Below are 18,093 nucleotides of genomic sequence, written 5' to 3'. Positions count from 1 at the left end.
TTTGATTCTATTGTTTGAAATAGCGGCCTATTTGGTCATGATTGCAGTAAATGCGCTGGCAAACATTCTGCCCTTGAATGGACAGACAACAGGTGAGATATCCAACAAGCTGGAAGTTCTTTTCACGCCGGCAGGGTATGTATTCGGCATTTGGGGGTTTATCTATTTGCTGCTGGGAATCTGGCTGGCAAGGCAAATTCCAAAGAAGCGCAGGAGCCTGCCCATTTATAGGCAAACCAGTCTTCTATTTATTGTGAGCTGCATGTTAAACAGTCTATGGATTTTCGCCTGGCACTACGAATATTTTCTTTTATCCGTAATCATTATGATTGCACTTCTTTTCACTCTCATTTTACTATACAAAAGTGCCTCGGAATTTGATCCTGATTTTCTGGATATTGCCCCATTTTCTGTTTACTTAGGATGGATTTCTGTAGCGACGATTGCAAATATAAGCTTTTATCTTACCTATATTAGCTGGGATGGATGGGGTCTTAAAGACAGTGTGTGGACATACATTATGCTCGCAGTGGCCACCGCCCTGGCCCTTGTGTTCAGGATTAGGAATAATGACTGGGTTTATCCGCTCGTGTTTGTTTGGGCATTTATCGGCATTGGCGTCAGAAATATGGAAAACGACCCAAATGTGGCTTTTGCCGCTTACTTCGCTGCCTTTTTTACAGCCGCAGGGATTCTGCTGACCAGGAAAAAAAGGTAAGACATACAGAAAGGAAGCCTCATTGCGAGGCTTCCTTTTCTCATTATTTCCATGTCTGGATTTGGTCTGTCTCAAGTATTCCGAGCGTTACGTCACTAATATCAGGATCATCAAGCAGCTGATTCCTTACACCAATTTTTATATCATCTGCATCCGCTAGGGTCAGTCCTTCAACCAGCTCAATGTATCCTTCCACATGATATCTTCTTCCCTCCTGAATCAGACGCAGCTGTTTAATATCCACGACCTGGGGATCACCAAGAATAATATCGGCAATACGGTCTTCGATATCTTTTGGTGCGGCCACTCCAATCAGGCCAAGCGTATTTTCAAATCCGATTTTCACAGCGATGCCCACCAGAAGCAGCCCAATTAAAATCGTGCCCACTCCGTCCAGAAAGTAAAGCCCTGTAAAATGAGCGATTAAAATCGAAACAAGGGCAAGCAGCGCACCAAATGTCGCAATAATATCTTCATAAAAAACCAGTCGTGTTGGTGGAGAGGCAAGCCTGACATTTTTAAAGGCAACCGGCACAATGCCAAATCCTTTGGCAGGATTCCTCGTTTCATGGCCGATTTCCTTCATGGCTTTTAATAAAATAAATCCATCAACAGCGACGGCAAGTATCATTACTCCCACATTGAGCCAGAGGTCGGTTGATTCCTTTGGATGCTGAATCAATTCCCAGCCTTTATGTATCGTTTCATAGGCCATAATGGAAATGACGATAACAGCAATTAATACAAACAGGTTGATCACCCGGCCAAATCCTGTTGGGAATCTTTTGGTTGGCGCCTTTTCTGCAAGCGCGCTGCCAAAGAACACAAACCCCTGATTCAGTGCATCTGCAAGAGAATGAAGGGTAGTGGCAAGCATGGCCCCGCTCCCGCTTGCAAAAGCTGCCAGCCCTTTAGCAATCGCGAGTGCCGTATTTCCGATTGCTGCCATTCCCGATGATTTGTTTCCTTTTTTCAATAAAGCAATCACAGACATTACATCACCGCCAAATATTTTTGTTTGGTTTTATTGTTACCCTCATCAGCAGATTCTGAATCATTTTTGGCAAAAATAAAAAGAGCTAATATCATGATTAGCTCTCCAAAGACATTATTTAACCAGCGAGTGCTTAAAGGCATATATGACCGCCTGGGTCCTGTCCTGCACCTGCAGTTTGCTTAGTATATTGCTCACATGTGTTTTGACTGTTTTTAAGGCAATGAAAAGCTCGTCGGCGATTTCCTGGTTCGTTTTGCCTTCTGTCATTAAAAGGAGGATTTCCATCTCGCGGCTTGTCAGCTCTTCATGGGGCAGCAGCTGATTTTTCTGCCTCATTTTCACCATCATTTTGCCTGTTACTTCCGGTTCAAGCACTGACTGTCCATGATAAGTCGAGCGGACTGCCTCAGCAATTTCACTTGCTTTGGAGGTTTTCAGCATATAGCTTGTCGCCCCTGCTTCCAAAGCCGGATACACTTTTTCATCATCCAGGAAGCTTGTCACAATGATGATCTTAGCTTCCGGCCATTGTTCGATGATTCTTCTGGTCGCCTCGATTCCGTCCATTTCCTTCATCACTAGATCCATCAGAATGATATCCGGCCGCAATTCAAGTGCCATATCAATCGCTGTTTTTCCGTTATCCGCTTCTCCTATAACCTCAATATCCGGCTGTGCCGTCAAATAGGAAGACACTCCAATCCGAACCATTTCATGATCATCCACAAAAAGTACTTTAATCATTGGCCTCATCCTCAAAATTTAGTCTTGCCTAAGCAGACATTATTTACATAATCGGAACCTTTACTTCAAGACGGGTTCCCTTATTTTTCACACTGATGATTTTCATGCTGCCGCCAACTTCCGCTGCACGTTCATACATATTCTGCAGGCCATAGGAGCCTGCCTTTGTTTCCTCTACATCAAACCCGACTCCATCATCAGCCACCCGGAGAATGGCATAATCATCTCTTTGAATCAGGAGCACTTCAAGATTTTGCGATTTGGAATGGCGGAGTGTGTTGGACACTGCCTCCTGAAGAATACGGAATAAATGGTCTTCCACCCCTTTATCAAGCGGAAAAGTCTCCACCTTCCATTCAATCTCCATGGAAACTTTCTGAAGCAATTCGACCAAAAGCTCTTCAATTCCTTCCTGAAGGCTTTTGCCCTTAAGTGCAGCCGGACGAAGGTGTAAGAGCAGGGCACGCATTTCGAGCTGTGACTGATGGATCATTTCCTCCACCATTTTCAGCTGCTTTGTTTGCCTGTCTTCCGGATCCTGCTGGGTTTCAGTAATGGCGGACATCATCATCGATGCTGCAAACAGCTGCTGGCTGACAGAGTCGTGAAGCTCACGGGCAAGCCTGTTCCGTTCCTGGGAAACGATTTCCTGCATCCTGCTCTCGATATCTTCTGCTTTTTCATTTGCCAGTTTTTGAGAGATCTTTGCCTGTTCTGCCATATTCTTTTGAATCTTCTCGGCCCTGACAGCTATGGACTGCAGTTCTTTACCCGTTTCCGGCACATCCAATTGCCTGCCTTCTTCGACCTGGCGGAACATAGTGTCTACTGCAAAAAGCTGCCGGCGCCAGTAAATGCCTGACAGCACACCAAAGATCAGGCCTATGGCCAGGCTTACGCTCGGCACAAATAAGATAAATGGAATATCAAGTATTTCCGTTTCCCAAAGATCCCGCCAGCCGGGAATGGGAAACATCGTAAAAAAAGAGGCTGTCAGGACAGCAAGAATGAGGAGGGACATGCCCGCTCCCCATGCAATTTGCCGCTGAATGATATTCATACGCGCTTCACCTCGATATCCCCGACTGCAAAAGAAGTGAAAATTTTAACGCGCTGTCCTGATTGATCATAGCCAGGTGTCTGGAGGTGCAGATGCTGATTAAACATCTTTGATTCCTCGTATTCGAATATCCGTGCCTTTCCGGCTATTGCTGAATGACTAACAGTAACCTCCACGTCATAGGGAACAAGCACCTGCACATTTCCGATGAAGTTCCGGATGAAAATGACGGTCTCTCCCTTTGGAATAACTGTATAGCTTAAGTCGATGACCGTATCACCTATGCCGGTCTGGATATTGATATCATTCCATTCATACACCTGCTCAGGCGTTTTTTGCTGGCCGACAAATATATTGGAAAAAAGAGGATTCTTTTTTATGACTGTTTCTTTCTGGAGATTTACTGCCGGTTCCTTCAAATCTGGCAGAATTCGTTTAGGTTCTTTTTTGGACTGCCAAAACTGAATCAGCAGGTGAACCAGAATCGCCAGCAGGAAAAATTTCAGCGTCATCATACTGAAGATATTGATGAGAAGAAAAATTAATCCAAGCCAGAAAAACCATTTACCGGAGCTCTTAGGCATCCACTTTCTTCCGATATATACCATTCCAATTGGCACTAGAAGAGAGAATATCACGCCGCTGTTAAAAAAGGCTATTTCCACAAAGAGAAAGACAATGCCTAATATGATAATCCAGCTCATATAATCGCTTTTGTTGTTCATGTTCATGAGGCATCCCCCCTTCTGTGTTTTGGAATGATAAGAAAAGCGGCAAGCGCCGTGGTCAATAGACTTTAAAAGGCGCAGTATCCCTACGCCTTTTTAGAATACCATTTTTTGTTCATAAAATAGAAAAAGTTTTTATCTTTTTGGGAAAAAAGATTATACAGGCAGGCTTGATTTTGTAGTTTGCATGATACAAACTTATTTCTGACTTGTTATTGAATATTACAATACCGGCTTCTTCTCAAGCTCTTTTTCCAGCTGTGCGATGCGGGCATCGATTGTGCTGCGGTGATAGGAGCTTTTCACCTGATGCTCAAGACGGTCAAGATAAGATTCGATTTCCTGGAATTTTGTAAAGGATTTATCATTGTTTTGATCGAGCACCTTATCCATTCGGTGGTTGGCGCGTGTGATGTTTTCACGGCCCATCAGTTCCATGCGGCGGATATGCATATCCTTCAGCTTATGCTTCATTTCCTCGTATTTTCTTTCAAGATCATCCATTTGATCTGCCGCCTGGTTCAATAGATCCTTCAAACGGCCGGCACGCTCTTCATATTGCATTTGCTCCTGTGAAGCAAACTGATAGAGTTCCTCTTCCCCTGCCTGTGAAGCTACCTCTGCCTGGCGCTTGCGTTTTTCTGCAAGGTTTTTCGCCTGATCGTATTCCCGGGTGAATTCATCCTTTAATGTATATTGACGTTCCAACAGCTTGCGGACCTTCTCAGTTTCCCGCTCACAATCACGAAGGTATTGGTTTAGAAGGGCAATCGGATTCTTTTTCTCCTTTTTATCCAATGCTTCGTGAAGGTCTGCCATTACTGTATCTTTGATTCTTGTTAATAGGTTTGCCATATCGATCTCTCCTCTTTTTAGTTTCTATTTAATTCTGCCCACTGCTTTTCAAAGCTGGCAAAAGGGTCATTGTCTTCTTCCATTACACTTGAGCCTGAATCGTTCCACTTTTTATAGACCAGATATAAAACGTATGCTGCTGCAAGCCCTAAGATGGCCGGGAAGTTGGAAGCTGTAGCCATCAAAGCAATAAACCCGATGATTCCATAGCCGATCTTCGCCATCGTGCTTTCTGCTTTTAAAAATTGTTTAAACACAAAGTATAGAATTGCTGCGCTTACTGCCAGACCCACGATCGGTCCAAGGTTTGAAATCAGCACCATCGCCGCAATACCACCTGCAATCAATAATCCAAGTTTTTTCATTTTTCATTTCCTCCTTTCTTGATTTCATCTTACCTGTAATACGCAAATGCTATAACGAGCCTCAGCTTTATTTTCAAATAAGACCTGAGACGTAGCAGCTGGTCGGCCTCTTTCAATAAAGTGAAACTTCAATCAGTGGGGTTTTCCTTATCCCCCACTGATTGTTAGTCGCGTTCTAGTGTCGCTAAGATCTCCGCTATCGCTTCGATCAATCGACACTACGAACCCGATTGGTTCAACTAAGCCTCTGCCTGCGCGTCGGCAAGTTTCACTGTATCTCACCAATCGGGCCTTTACATTATAAAGCGAGGCGACTTGCCTTGGGGTGACAAGCATAAGACGAGCAGATGGTGGGGAGTGCTTTTCTTCCCATCAGCTGATTGGCTTATGACCTCGAGCCCCTAGGAGCCGCAGCTAGATTGGGCAGTTTGACCCCCACTTATCCTCCTTTGATTCCTCTGAGTCTTGAATGGGGGTCTTACTGCCCGTTAGACTGCGATAAAGCTGGGAAATCTGGAAAAAGAATGTACGTTAGAACAGCAGACAGGGGGGTACACATGGGGTATGCAAACAAATAATAATGATGTCTGCAATATGCAGTTTTTGATACACATCTATTGAAATGGAGGTCTTCCCATGTTTGGGTATGATGATTTTATGAAGTTCATGCAAGCCTTTTTTGTGGTATTCCCAATAGTGACACTCATTCATTTACTTGGTCATATATTCTTTGCAGCCATTTTTGGCGGGAAAGGGATCCGGGTTATTATTGGCACAGGCAAAATACTATTCTCAATGAGGTTTCTGGAGGTTAGGCGGTTTTACTTCTGGTATGGAGGGTGTGAGTATACTTCTTTAACATACAGCAACAAACTGACCAAATCTCTTATCTTTTTAGGTGGGTCCATATTAAACATTGCCAGTATTTTTCTTGTGAATTACCTGATCCGCATCGGCATTCTGGATGCTAATATGCTGTGGTATCAATTCGTCTATTTTTCCTTTTATTACGTCTTTTTCGCCCTGCTGCCAATGGATATGGCAGATGGAACGCTTAGTGACGGGAAGGCAATGTACAAGCTCTGGGTTGATAAAAATGAAGATGATTCCTCAGCAGACTGCCAGCTGGTTGATGAAAAAAAATAATATGCATTCAAAAGGAAGCCCCAATCACCGGAGCTTCCTTTTTGTCTGTTTTTCATTTCATAATTGCTTCTTACAGCAAGGGCCAATGGTGATGAAATTGCCTGATAAACAGTTTTTTCGGCACATGAAAGAATTCTTTCCTGCCAATACTAATGGCGGAGGTGAAGTGTGATATGTATTTCTCATGGATATTAGGGGTTATGTTATTAGTACAAACACAGACTGCTGGACTTCCAGAAGGTTTATCCATCGAAAATAACGGCGAATCCATTTCAAATATCAGCAGAATAGACTATCAAATACCTTTTCCCGGACTCCCTCTGGTAGATAGTGAACGGTTTATTCAGCTGCTTGAGAAATTGGATCGTCAGACGTATATTCCGCCTATGAACGCTTATATAGGTGATAGCGGGCGGATCGTTGCGGAGAAACCCGGCAGAATACTGCATCGTAAAGCATTCACAGATATTTTTTATTCATGTTTTTATAATAAAGGGCCGGCCAGAATTGAAATTCCGATGCTCCCCGTTTATCCACGAGTCGATCGGGACCTTCTTTCCCATATCCGGGTTAAAATGATCGGCCAGTATGTTACATATTTTAATCCAAATAACACCTCACGCTCTCATAATATTCAGCTTGCAGCCGAAGCCCTTGATAATACAGTTGTTTTTCCGAATGAAGTATTTTCTTTTAATCGTGCTGTCGGCAAAAGAACGGCGGGGAAAGGCTATATGCGCGCTCCAGTGATCGTTAGAGGGGAGTTGTCGGAAGATATCGGCGGCGGGATCTGCCAGGTATCCTCCACTCTGTTCAATGCAGTTGACCGGGCAGGCGTTAAGGTGCTCGAGCGTTATTCCCATAGCAAAAAGGTTCCATATGTACCGTCCGGACGGGATGCAACGGTAAGCTGGTATGGCCCTGATTTCACCTTTAAGAACCGTTACAGCTCACCACTGCTTATACGGGCAAAAGCCCTGCACGGTCAGATGGTGATCAGAGTATACTCATCTGATGAAATTGATTATGAGCCCCGCCAGGTACCAAAGGCTTCTACAATGCTGCCGGAAGAAATCAGCATTGAAAAGGAAGCGGTTAAAGAGGATTGAAAGCCTTCATTTCATTCGAAATTACGACAGTCTATAAAAAAAGACCAAGGAGCATTATTACCAGCCCAAAAATCGCAGAGACCCGCTTCACGCTTCTGTTCTGCTGGGGCTTCAGGAATAAACTGATCACAAAACCAACCGGCAGAACAATGCCATTAAAGCTAAAAGTAAATGTCCCTAATAGATAATAGCCAATCAGCTTCAGCACCAAGTGTTCTTCTTCCTCTTTCCTGCTGCGGAACAAAAGATAAATGCCGGCTGCCCATAAAAGCAAAAAGATTATAATCATGTTATGCACCCCCTTTAGATACGGTATTCTGTGTTAAGCAGGAAGGTGCCAAAGATAGAAAACACCCGCTCATAAGCGGGTGTTCATCTTTAAATAAGTGGTACAGAAGAGACAATCATTCCATCTTCATCTGCATATACATATTCACCCGGCTTCCAGTCAATCCCGCCAAATGTAACAGGAATGCTGCGGTCCCCTTTTCCCTCCTTTCTGCTTTTTAAAGGGTTGCTGCCAAGTGCCAGGATGCCTGTATCGAGGCTTCCAAGCTCCACAGTATCCCGAACGCATCCATAAACAATAACACCGGCAAGCTTTCTTGATTGAGCTATCTCACCAAGCCTGTCCCCCATTAGTGCACATCTTTTTGAACCTCCGCCATCCACCACCAGTACACTTCCCTCCGGAATGGACTCCAGCGCCTCTTTGACCAGCACGTTATCTTCAAACACTCTAACAGTAGAAATGGGACCGGAAAATTTGCTTTTTTGCCCATAAGATTTAAACTCCTGCTGGCAAATACGCAACTCCTGGCTATGATCATCACATAAGTCCGCCGTTTTAAAATCCAAAAGAGATCTCCTCCTTTAGCGCTTTTGGCTGTAAACCTCTTTATGCCATCTTTCAATACTTCGATATGCAGCAGCCTGTTCCCTTCCTTTTTTTCATAATCGAAAGGGAAAGATTGAAGATTTAAGGCATATATCTTTTAGTAAGGAAACTATGCGCTAATAGAAAAGGGAGGTTAAAGGATGGCTTTAATGTGGGCTATTACAATCGGTTTTATTGTTTCATTGGGGCTTGTCGGATTTATGCTTGTCCATTTTCTAAAGGGTGCAATGGATTCCCGCGATTCCACGACTGTTGACAGGATTCAGAGTGATTCGAAAGAATAGTGAAAAGAGGCTGCCGGAATGGGCAGCCTCTTTTCTAGCTTTGGCAATTTGCACAATAGAACGTTTTCCGTGAGGATATTTCTTCTTTGACTATAGGGCTGCTGCAGCGGAGGCATGGTTCTCCTTCTCTGTCATAGACCCTGCACTGCTCATTATAACCCCCGGTTTTGGCATCTCCTTTAAATAAGGGCTCTTCCATGTAGCCCCCAAACTGAATAGCACGGGTTAATACGCCCTTCATGGACTGATACAGGATTTTTATTTCATCCTCATCCAATTCATCTGCTTTTTTCATTGGCAGCAGTCCAGCCTCAAAACAGATTTCATCGCTGTAGCAGTTGCCGATTCCGGAGAGAAACTTCTGATTGATAAATGTCGTTTTCAGCATTCCTCTTCTGCTTCCGATCAGTTCCCGGAAGGCCGGAAATCCCAATATGTGATCCAGAGGCTCAGGTCCCAGATGGGAAAACTCCTTATCCATCTCTGCATCTGTCAGCAAATGCAAATAGCCAAGTCTTAGTCCAATAAAATAAAGCTTTTTATCACCAAAAGAAATAATAACCTGTTTGGTTCGGTCAGGATTGTCCGCTTCGCTGCCGATATACATCCATCCCCCGAGCATAAGGTGCAGCAGCAGATTTTTACCGGAGCTCAACTTAAAAATAAGGTGCTTGGCCCTTCTTTGGATTTGCGTTATTTGCACATGAATCAGCTGACTTTTGAATTGGGCAGGCTGCACATTTATTGATTTTTCGCGGTTTACCTCTACATCAGTAATGACTTTAGGGACCAGTTTCTCCGTTAACAGCCTTCTGTAGGTTTCCATTTCCGGAAGCTCAGGCATGGTGTGTCAGCTCCTTCCTAAAATACTGTTACCTTAGTATTTAATGGAAGGATTCACTTCATTCCTGAAAACTGCACAATCAATTTTTTTCGTTTGTTCAACTTTTCGCAACAATAGTTTCCAATATTTTGATGTTAGAAATGGTACGATGAAGATATAGGGAGGTTTTTCCATATGCAAAAGAACCATTCCAGCAATCAGGCTTTAATGTTTTTTATCATTTATATTGCGTTATTAGGAAGTTTAATTTTTGCGGCTGTCTCATTCAAACCCGCTTTTCAACAGGAACAGCCTTCAGAAATTTCTTCTGCTTTCTCCAAAGAACTCCAGATTCAAAATTCACAATCAGGAAAAGAAAGCAGCTGAGAACGAAGGAAAATGGCAGCCATCCAATACTTTTGTGATCACAGCCATAGCCATCGGCTCATGTCTTGATATCATCGTTGTACTTCTCTGGGCCCGGCATGAAAATAAAAAGAAACAGCAGGGGCAATTCACCAATCCGAATAGATTGACCAATAAGAAGTGGTTCTGGTACCTGGTTTCAATGGGCATTGTTTTGCCCAAGAATGGCAAGTTGACATTCAGTCTGAAAAACTTCATCTTAACTGTTATTTTTTTGGTTTTATTGAAGTTTTGGCTGTTTGACCAGCTCGAGAGCATCTAAGATCCTCACAGACTCCGATTAACAGCCTCATTCAGCTGCGCAATAATATCATCCGTATGTTCAATGCCAATGGATATCCTTACCACCTGCTTGGTAATGCCGAGTTCTTTGCACACTTCAGAAGGCAGTGCCCGGTGGGATGTTGTCAGGGGATGGGATACGGACGTTTCAACACCCGCAAGTGTCGGCACAATTTTAATCCATCCAAGCTCTTTAAAAAACTTATTCACATCAGCAGTGTCAGACAATTCAATCGTGACGATGGCACCGAACCCTTCTTCGCCGTGGTGAAAAGGATAATAGACTTTGTTTACTTCCTGGTTTTGCTCTAATGCCCTTGCCACTCTTCTGGCATTGGCAGACTGCTGCTTCATTCTGAGAGCCAGCGTTTTCACTCCCCTGCAGGTCAGCCAGGCTTCAAACGGACTTAGATTTGCCCCGAGGTTTACAATTTTGCCGCGCGCTTTTCCAACCAGCTCTTCATCTCCCACGAGGACACCTGCAGTGATATCACTGTGCCCGCCTATGTATTTGGTTGCACTGTGGACAACTAGATCAATGCCTTTCAAATAGGGCTTGCAATGATAAGGAGTGGCAAATGTATTATCAATCAGGGTAACGAGATGATGCTTCTTCGCCAGACGGACGACTTCTTCAAGGTCTTCCACTCGCAATAAAGGATTTGTGATGCTTTCTGAGTATAGAAGTTTTGTATTTTCCTTAATGGCCCCCTCCACCTGATGAGCATCAGAAAATGGCACAAAGGTAACTTCAATACCGAGCTGTGTCAGCTCTTCCTTAATTAAATGGAAGCTGCCTCCGTACAGGTCATCGGCAGCCACAATATGGTCGCCGCTTTTGACCACAGCAAGCACTCCCGAGAGGATGGCAGATAAACCGGAGGAGGCAGCTGTCCCGGCTGGTGCTCCTTCAAGGCCGGCAATTAATTCACCAAGCTCATCTGTATTCGGATTTCCCACCCGGGAATAAAGATAGTTGCCGTTCCCCTGATAAAATCCCTCCAGCTCATCAAGATCGCTGAAAGCAAAAGCGGAGGTTTGATAGATGGGCGTGACTTTACTTTTAATTTTGCGATTGCTGTTATTTTTTCTATGAAGAACAGAAGTTTCGAAATTCATTTGGCCTTTCCCCTTTAAAAGAAATAAGTCTGGAGAAGTGCCCAGACCTTTTTAATAATAATTAGCTGAATTTATAAAAAATTATATCAATACAGCTTTTATGCGTCAATGAATGAAAGGATCACTACTTTACTTCCTTCAGAAAGCTTTTAGTCCTGATGCCCGTTCGCCGAATGATTAATGCTGTGTCTACTTGTATATCCGCATCAGCAAATTTTTCGTCCCAGTTATTCTGGACTTTTTTGAAGTTCTGATAATCCTGTCTCAGCACAACTTCACCAAAACCAAAAATATCGGTGCCATATTCCTGCTGAACCTTCTCAATCGTTTTTCCAACCATATCATTAATCTGCTTTTGGGCAATTTCTCCATTTTCTTCATATGTCTTTGCCTTATCAAACTGATCGCTGCAATGAGTCCCGTCAATATACGCCTCTGCTCTGATTTTTATATCTATCTTTGCTTTTCCATTTTCGAGTTTCCCTTTAACCTTTGTCCTTGTATCATATACTCTAAGCCCCATATACTGGCTTTCATTGCACTTAACGGTAATGGATGTTTTATTAATTTTATTCTGAATCCATAAGTAATTTCTTGAATCCTCCAATGTCAGAAACCCTTCCAGCTTATCACCCTTGAATATAGCCAGTGAGTCCAGGACGACAAGCGCATCCGGGGTGACCTTCATCATATTTTCCGCACTGGCGCCAGCTTCCGGGTCACCCTTAATCCTGACAGCGGCCATTACAGGCTGGCGTCCCGGGGCGGTCCAGGCTGTAATAACATCATTCATCCTCACTCCTGGGTCTCCACCCCAATCCTTCATCATGGTGTCCAGCTGCGTGTGCAATTTTAAAGAAGTTGATTTCTGGAATTGATACGTCACTTTTAAAACATCAGAGCCCTTGGCCCCTCTTGCAATCAAAATATTAAAATCATCCCGAATTTCTCTGTTTCTCTCCAAGAAATCAATAAAGTCAATAATGCCTTCTTCTGCAAGCTCTTCTCCGATAATCAGAGTGCGCATGTGGGAATAGATCAAATGCCTGGATATCCCTTCGTTCACTCTATAAGTCAGTTCAGCCAAAGAGTTTCCTTCAGCAGAATAAACAATGGATGGAGCATAGCCGCTGGCGGTGCGGTTATTCAACTCTGTTGCATTAATACCTTCAACAGTCAGGGTATATTTACCATCCTCGCCCTTATCCACAGCCATTCCTGTCACAACGGTTATTTCACCCAGCTCTCTCTGGTCCCAGCATCCAGAGAGCAGTATAACCGTCAAAACAATGGCGGACATCACACCAAATTTTTTCAATTGGGCTGCTCTCCTTTCATTGGGGGAGGAGAAGGCGACCCTGTCTTTGGAAATTTTTCAGGATTCTGCGTTTTTAAATAAGCAGGCCTCTTCCTCATGCTCCAGATCGGGAATCGGAAAAATACATCCTTCTGCTGCTCGATGATAAACGGTGCAACCGGCGAAAGATATGGAACGCCAAAAGATCTGAGAGAGCTCAGATGGGCCACAATAAAAACAAGTACTATCAGGACGCCATATAAGCCCAATATGGCCGACACAATAATCAGGAGAAACCTTAACAGCCTTGCTGCTGCAGCAAAACTATAAGTGGGCGATACAAAATTGGCGATGGCTGTAATAGCGACAATGATGACCATAATATTCGATATAATCCCTGCTTCTGCTGCAGCCTGTCCGATTACGAGAGCCCCTACAATTGAAACAGTCTGCCCCACAGCCCTTGGCATCCGGACACCTGCTTCCCTCAGGATCTCAAAGGTTACCTCCATCAATATTACTTCAATGACTGCCGGAAACGGCACTCCTTCCCGCTGGGCAATAATCCCGAGAAGGAGGGGCGTGGGCAGAAGCTCATGATGAAAGGTTAAAATCCCGACATATAAGGATGGCGTAATCAAGGCAATCATAAAGGATAAATATCGGATTATTCTTAAGAAGCTTCCCATCATGAAGTTTTGATAATAATCTTCTGCGATGGAAAAGAAATCGACCAGTACAGCCGGAACCACCAGTACAAAAGGTGTGCCATCGACAAGGATGGCAATTTTCCCTTCAAGCAAATTGGAAGCCACCGCATCAGGCCTCTCACTATTTAGCGCCAGCGGAAAAGGTGTCGCAGATTTATCTGCAATCAGCTCTTCAATATTACCGGATTCAAAGATGGCGTTCACCTTTATCTGGCCAAGTCTTTTGCGTACCTCTCCAACGATCTTTTCATTTGCTGTGCCTTCCATATACCCGATGTATACAGAAGTGTTTGTCTCAGTACCAATGATGAATTTTTCAAAACGGAGGTTTCTGTTTTTTATTCTTCTTCTCAGCAGGCTAACATTTGTTGTTATCGACTCCACGAACCCATCCTTAGGACCCCGGATAACCGTCTGAGTGCTTGGCTCTGTTATGGACCGGTCTTCGCCGATAGCCATGGATAGGGAAAGCCCCTTTTCCATATCTTTAAATAAAATGATGATGTTTCCATAAAGCAGAGAGGTGATAATCTCATCGAATGACCCAATCAGCTGATAGCCTGCTCCTCCGAATTTCTCCTTACATAAAGACTTTAAATCATCCGCATTTGTTAATTTAAAACCATCCTCTTTCCCGCTGATTGATTGCAGGATCGTTTCCTTTAGTAATTTAGTATCAATCATGGTTGTAAGATAGATAAGCAGCGCATCTTTGCCTTCTGTTTTGAGCTCATCCATGCTTAAATCAATCGTGTTCCCGAACTCTGCGTTTATTTTTTCCTTCAGCTGTTCCAGATTCATGCTTTTAAGATCCGGACCTGCGACTGCCGCTTCTTCAATCTGAACAGGGTATTCCTTTTTTTTGCGCATTTTTAAAAGTGACTTAAGAATACTCAAAACTTCATCCCCTTCGTGCCGGGTTTAACCTTTTTCTTTCGCCTCTTCCATAAAACTGCGATTAATACGAGTGAAGGCAGCCCGAACTGCATCGGCAAATGCAGGAAGTATGGGACCATCTCAAGTCCCTCCTGCCAATGGTCACCAAAATTTACTGATATCAATACAGAATAAGCTGAAACAATCATGGCAACCGGCAGGGAAAAATACCGGTATGGAAGTCTGAAGGTGTATTCCAGGCCCTTCAATCCAGCAAACATAAACACCGACCCCTTTACCAAAATCCCCAGCATCATGATAAAAACAACGAGCGCATCAATTCTTTCGATGAAATTGCCGATGGAGACCTCACGGGCTGAGCTGAGCATGGGAAAATTGGAACGCAGCAAAGCATCTGTTCCAAGTGTCACAATCATCAAAAACATCGCAAATAATAAAAGCGCACCCGCAATTGCCACTCCCAGCAATGACACACGCAGGCAATATTTAAAATTGGTTACTACAGGAAGGATGAGCGTAAATGCAATAAGCTCGCCAAAAGGAAACACGATTAAAGTTGGAAAAAGCGCCTTCAAAACTGGTTTAACCCCATCACCGAGCACGGGCTTTATTTCATTTAAATTGGCATTCCCGCTTGCAAATAAAAGGATGGTCAGAAGGAATAAAAATCCGAATAAATAAGGAGTAAAAATTTCTGAAGTTCTGCCAAGTACTTCAAGACCGAGATATAAAATATAGGCCATGGCAAGACAGATGGTCAGCGAAATGATCTCAATTGGCGTCGACGGGAGAATGGCCGAAGCAATCAATTCGCCAAAATCCCTGACCACCCGGCTGGCAAGGTACAGAAAATAAACTGCATATAGATTAGAAAAAATAATGGCAATTGGTCTTTTAAAACCAATTTCCATGAGCTCATAAAAATTTTTCCCGGGCACCCTGCTGATCAGGAAGTAATAGAATAGCATGATCCCAAACCCAAACATAACGGAAGCTGCAATGGCAATCCAGGCATCCTTCTTGGCATCCCCGCCTACTCCGACAACAATGGCGCTTCCTAAAAGGAAATTGATCAACAATGTCAGCAGCTGGCTGAGAGAGATATTCTCTTTTAACATTCCATCACCAATCCCTTTTACGATGTGTACGTTCAATTAAGCATCTATGATGGCAGCTTCTTTTTCCTCGCTTTCAAAAGGCGGAAATCAACAGCGACACTCGAGGCCAAGCCAATCAAAACAGTAAAAATAATAATCATTCTTCCAGTGGCAATCTCTGAAAACAGCAGATTCCTCAAAGCTTCCCAAAACGTATAATCAAATATTTTCATATCAAATATGGTGCTCAATATAGCCAAGAGCAGAAAAATGGTCAGATAGCTAAATGTAATCATGACTGTACCCCATTAACATTGGATATTGTATATCTTTTCTCGGTCTGCCCATTTTATCCAGAATTAAAGAAAAAACCGTCCAGGTTCCGATTTACCAATCCACCTGATTAATTAAAAATTATTTGGGTATGGTTAGAGAAGGAGAAATTGTATAGAAATAGGGTTTGCAGGAAAAATTATGAACGAATATAACGTTACAGGAGGACAGGGTATGACGACATCCAACCACAATACGCCCCAATATCCAGAGCCTTATTGGAGAGAGGAGGAACTTCCGGCCTTTGACAAGCTCAGAGAAGATGCTCAAACGGAAATTGCAATTGTCGGCGGAGGCATTACCGGGATAACGGCAGGGTACCTTCTTGCCAAGGAAGGCTTTAAAGTGGCGATTCTTGAAGCAGGCAATATTCTGAACGGTACTACTGGCCATACAACAGCCAAAGTGACGGCACAGCATGGCTTACTATATGATGAATTGATCAGCCACTTTGGCGTGGAAAAAGCCAAGCTCTATTATCAGGCTTCGGCTGATGCACTGAATTTCGTCCGGAACACAGTAACTGAAAAACAAATTGAATGCGACTTCAGTAATGAAGAAGCAATTATCTACGCTGTATCGGAAGAGTATGCACAAAAAGTCGATAAAGAGCGGCAAGCCTATGAAAAACTCGGAATCCCACACGGAATCAAGGAGAGCATTCCGTTTAACATCAATACTACAGCCGTGCTTTCCATGTTTGACCAGTCCCAGTTCCATCCGGTTAAATACTTGAAAAAGCTGCTTAAAGACTTTGTGGATTTGGGAGGAATTGTGTATGAAAATACAACAGCAGCAGATATTGAAGAAGGCAGTCTTCCTGATGTTGTAACCAGAGATGGCTATCGCCTGAAATGCAAATATGTCATTGCGGCTTCCCACTTTCCTTTTGCGGATATGAAAGGGTTTTATTTTTCCAGATTATCTCCGGAAAGATCTTATGTACTTGGCGTAAAAATCAAAGAGGATTTCCCTGGAGGCATGTATTACAGTGCCGATTCACCGACCCGCTCGCTGAGGTACACACCCTATAATGGAGACAAGCTCATTTTAGTGAGCGGCGACAGCCACAAAACAGGCCATGGGCCGGATACAATGAAGCACTACGAAGCCCTGGAAGTCTTTGCGGAAGAGGTGCTTGGTATTACCGATTATCCTTATCGATGGTCTGCCCAGGATTTATACACACTTGATAAGGTCCCTTATATCGGCCCGATCACGTCCAAACAGAAGAATATCTTTGTCGCAACAGGCTACCGGAAATGGGGTATGACAAACGGGACAGCAGCTGCCATGCTGATAAAGGATCAGATTATGGAAAGAGACAATCCTTATGCCGAACTGTTTACGCCATCCAGATTCCAGGCTGACCCAAGCATAAAAAAATTTATCGCAGCCAATACAGATGTGGCGGGACAGCTGATCAAAGGCAAGCTTGAATTCGTGCCAAAAGAAACAGGAGATCTGTCAAATGATGAAGGCGGCGTCGTGATGATTAAAGGCAAGCGGACAGGTGCATACAGAGATCCTGAAGGCAGCCTTCATCTTGTGGATACAACCTGCACCCACATGGGATGTGAATGCGAATGGAACCATGGTGACCGCACATGGGACTGTCCATGCCACGGCTCCCGCTTTTCCTATGATGGAACCGTTGTGGAAGGTCCGGCGGCCAAACCGCTGAAAAAGGTTGAAGAATAAGATATAAATAATTGAAATGTAAAAAAGACAGTTTTCTAATGGGAAAACTGTCTTTTTTATGCATTTTCCGGGGATTTACTTGCCAGTGATGGAGCTAGTACCGATTTATGTGCGGATAGAATTCTGCTTTGCAAATATGGTTGACTTATAGATATTGAACTGCTGTATAGCCCGCTTTTACTTTCGGATAACTGGATTTACTTGCAAATTTTATTTTCGAATAAATTTTTTATTGCTGTATAGCTCATATTTATTTTCAGATAGCCGGCGGCAGCAAAAAATCCCCCTTTAAAAAGGAGGATTTGGCTCAATCAGTCCTGCACGTTGTTTTCTTTCTTTTCTTTACTGCCGGTTGTGAATTCAACAAGCTCTTCGCTTGTTCGCTGCGGTCTGTGTTTATTGTTATTGCGCTGTGCATTGCCATTTCCAAGTTTGGTTCTGCCCATATTCTCATCTGCTCCTTTTTTGTTTTATCAGGTGTAGTATGAGTCAATTATGTAACAG

General features: G+C 43.5%; 21 protein-coding genes. 6 read left to right on the top strand and 15 right to left on the bottom strand.

The annotated features are described in order from the left end of the window. The first annotated feature begins 37 nt into the window (after positions 1–37). Entirely contained in the window at positions 38–718 is a 681-nt protein-coding gene (locus NAF01_RS04985; RefSeq protein ID WP_197247462.1) for a TspO/MBR family protein, read from the top strand. A 43-nt stretch (positions 719–761) separates the two neighbouring features. On the opposite strand, the gene NAF01_RS04980 is transcribed toward NAF01_RS04985, so the two are convergent. The 6 genes from NAF01_RS04980 to NAF01_RS04955 all read right to left on the bottom strand — a co-directional run bounded on the left by NAF01_RS04980 (position 762) and on the right by NAF01_RS04955 (position 5,467). Then, complete coding sequence (locus NAF01_RS04980) at positions 762–1,712, bottom strand: cation diffusion facilitator family transporter (protein ID WP_159344252.1); 951 nt, start codon at positions 1,710–1,712, stop codon at positions 762–764. 114 nt (positions 1,713–1,826) lie between these two features. Continuing rightward, the gene (locus NAF01_RS04975; RefSeq protein ID WP_035326266.1) at positions 1,827–2,459 is read right to left on the bottom strand and encodes a response regulator transcription factor; all 633 of its coding nucleotides are present in this window, start codon (positions 2,457–2,459) and stop codon (positions 1,827–1,829) included. Between the two features lie 43 nt (positions 2,460–2,502). Further along, positions 2,503–3,519, bottom strand: a complete 1,017-nt coding sequence (locus NAF01_RS04970; RefSeq protein WP_250801915.1) for a sensor histidine kinase — start codon at positions 3,517–3,519, stop codon at positions 2,503–2,505. Continuing rightward, positions 3,516–4,250: a cell wall-active antibiotics response protein LiaF gene (gene liaF, locus NAF01_RS04965; protein ID WP_197247335.1), complete on the bottom strand. Its 735-nt coding sequence runs from the start codon at positions 4,248–4,250 to the stop codon at positions 3,516–3,518. The genes NAF01_RS04970 and liaF overlap by 4 nt, the downstream gene beginning before the upstream one ends. Positions 4,251–4,469: 219 nt before the next feature. Further along, positions 4,470–5,102, bottom strand: a complete 633-nt coding sequence (locus tag NAF01_RS04960; RefSeq protein ID WP_197247333.1) for a PspA/IM30 family protein — start codon at positions 5,100–5,102, stop codon at positions 4,470–4,472. A gap of 17 nt (positions 5,103–5,119) precedes the next feature. Continuing rightward, the gene (locus NAF01_RS04955) at positions 5,120–5,467 is read right to left on the bottom strand and encodes a lmo0954 family membrane protein (protein WP_197204916.1); all 348 of its coding nucleotides are present in this window, start codon (positions 5,465–5,467) and stop codon (positions 5,120–5,122) included. A 636-nt stretch (positions 5,468–6,103) separates the two neighbouring features. Here NAF01_RS04955 and NAF01_RS04950 point away from each other — a divergent pair. Together NAF01_RS04950 and NAF01_RS04945 are read left to right on the top strand one after the other, a co-directional pair. After that, positions 6,104–6,613: a hypothetical protein gene (locus NAF01_RS04950; protein ID WP_222498514.1), complete on the top strand. Its 510-nt coding sequence runs from the start codon at positions 6,104–6,106 to the stop codon at positions 6,611–6,613. Between the two features lie 173 nt (positions 6,614–6,786). Further along, a complete protein-coding gene (locus tag NAF01_RS04945) occupies positions 6,787–7,722 on the top strand; it encodes a VanW family protein (RefSeq protein WP_250801914.1) in 936 nt (311 codons plus the stop codon). Between the two features lie 31 nt (positions 7,723–7,753). Here the strand turns inward: NAF01_RS04945 and NAF01_RS04940 are convergent, their stop codons facing one another. Both NAF01_RS04940 and rraA read right to left on the bottom strand, forming a co-directional pair. Continuing rightward, positions 7,754–8,011 (bottom strand): hypothetical protein, encoded by a 258-nt coding sequence (locus tag NAF01_RS04940; protein WP_159344259.1) that lies wholly within the window; start codon positions 8,009–8,011, stop codon positions 7,754–7,756. Between the two features lie 89 nt (positions 8,012–8,100). Continuing rightward, entirely contained in the window at positions 8,101–8,580 is a 480-nt protein-coding gene (gene rraA / locus NAF01_RS04935; protein ID WP_250801913.1) for a ribonuclease E activity regulator RraA, read from the bottom strand. 180 nt (positions 8,581–8,760) lie between these two features. On the opposite strand from rraA, the gene NAF01_RS04930 reads away from it, so the two are divergent. After that, complete coding sequence (locus NAF01_RS04930) at positions 8,761–8,904, top strand: hypothetical protein (RefSeq protein ID WP_175609172.1); 144 nt, start codon at positions 8,761–8,763, stop codon at positions 8,902–8,904. Positions 8,905–8,938: 34 nt separating this feature from the next. Here NAF01_RS04930 and NAF01_RS04925 read toward each other — a convergent pair whose 3' ends face one another. Beyond that, complete coding sequence (locus NAF01_RS04925; protein WP_250801912.1) at positions 8,939–9,748, bottom strand: Fpg/Nei family DNA glycosylase; 810 nt, start codon at positions 9,746–9,748, stop codon at positions 8,939–8,941. A gap of 250 nt (positions 9,749–9,998) precedes the next feature. On the opposite strand from NAF01_RS04925, the gene NAF01_RS04920 reads away from it, so the two are divergent. Next, positions 9,999–10,415 carry a hypothetical protein gene (locus NAF01_RS04920; protein ID WP_250801911.1) on the top strand — a complete coding sequence of 139 codons (417 nt, stop codon included), beginning with the start codon at positions 9,999–10,001 and terminating at the stop codon, positions 10,413–10,415. Positions 10,416–10,420: 5 nt separating this feature from the next. On the opposite strand, the gene NAF01_RS04915 is transcribed toward NAF01_RS04920, so the two are convergent. From NAF01_RS04915 to NAF01_RS04895, 5 genes are all read right to left on the bottom strand, one after another. Next, the gene (locus NAF01_RS04915; protein ID WP_250801910.1) at positions 10,421–11,554 is read right to left on the bottom strand and encodes a trans-sulfuration enzyme family protein; all 1,134 of its coding nucleotides are present in this window, start codon (positions 11,552–11,554) and stop codon (positions 10,421–10,423) included. A gap of 124 nt (positions 11,555–11,678) precedes the next feature. Next, complete coding sequence (locus NAF01_RS04910) at positions 11,679–12,872, bottom strand: Ger(x)C family spore germination protein (protein WP_226619440.1); 1,194 nt, start codon at positions 12,870–12,872, stop codon at positions 11,679–11,681. Beyond that, complete coding sequence (locus tag NAF01_RS04905; protein ID WP_197247319.1) at positions 12,869–14,458, bottom strand: spore germination protein; 1,590 nt, start codon at positions 14,456–14,458, stop codon at positions 12,869–12,871. Before NAF01_RS04905 ends, NAF01_RS04910 begins: the two co-directional genes overlap by 4 nt. Beyond that, a complete protein-coding gene (locus tag NAF01_RS04900) occupies positions 14,455–15,612 on the bottom strand; it encodes a GerAB/ArcD/ProY family transporter (protein WP_241746592.1) in 1,158 nt (385 codons plus the stop codon). The genes NAF01_RS04905 and NAF01_RS04900 overlap by 4 nt, the downstream gene beginning before the upstream one ends. Before the next feature lie 8 nt (positions 15,613–15,620). Beyond that, positions 15,621–15,851, bottom strand: coding sequence for a hypothetical protein (locus tag NAF01_RS04895; protein WP_048010600.1), 231 nt, complete (start codon positions 15,849–15,851; stop codon positions 15,621–15,623). A gap of 211 nt (positions 15,852–16,062) precedes the next feature. On the opposite strand from NAF01_RS04895, the gene NAF01_RS04890 reads away from it, so the two are divergent. After that, entirely contained in the window at positions 16,063–17,589 is a 1,527-nt protein-coding gene (locus tag NAF01_RS04890; protein WP_250802423.1) for an FAD-dependent oxidoreductase, read from the top strand. A gap of 311 nt (positions 17,590–17,900) precedes the next feature. On the opposite strand, the gene NAF01_RS24945 is transcribed toward NAF01_RS04890, so the two are convergent. Continuing rightward, entirely contained in the window at positions 17,901–18,035 is a 135-nt protein-coding gene (locus NAF01_RS24945; RefSeq protein WP_258549819.1) for a hypothetical protein, read from the bottom strand. Positions 18,036–18,093: the final 58 nt, after the last annotated feature.

The sequence above is a fragment of the Cytobacillus firmus genome, from assembly GCF_023657595.1.
GTDB lineage: Bacteria > Bacillota > Bacilli > Bacillales > Cytobacillaceae > Cytobacillus > Cytobacillus firmus_B.
This window is presented reverse-complemented; position numbering and strand designations above follow the sequence as displayed.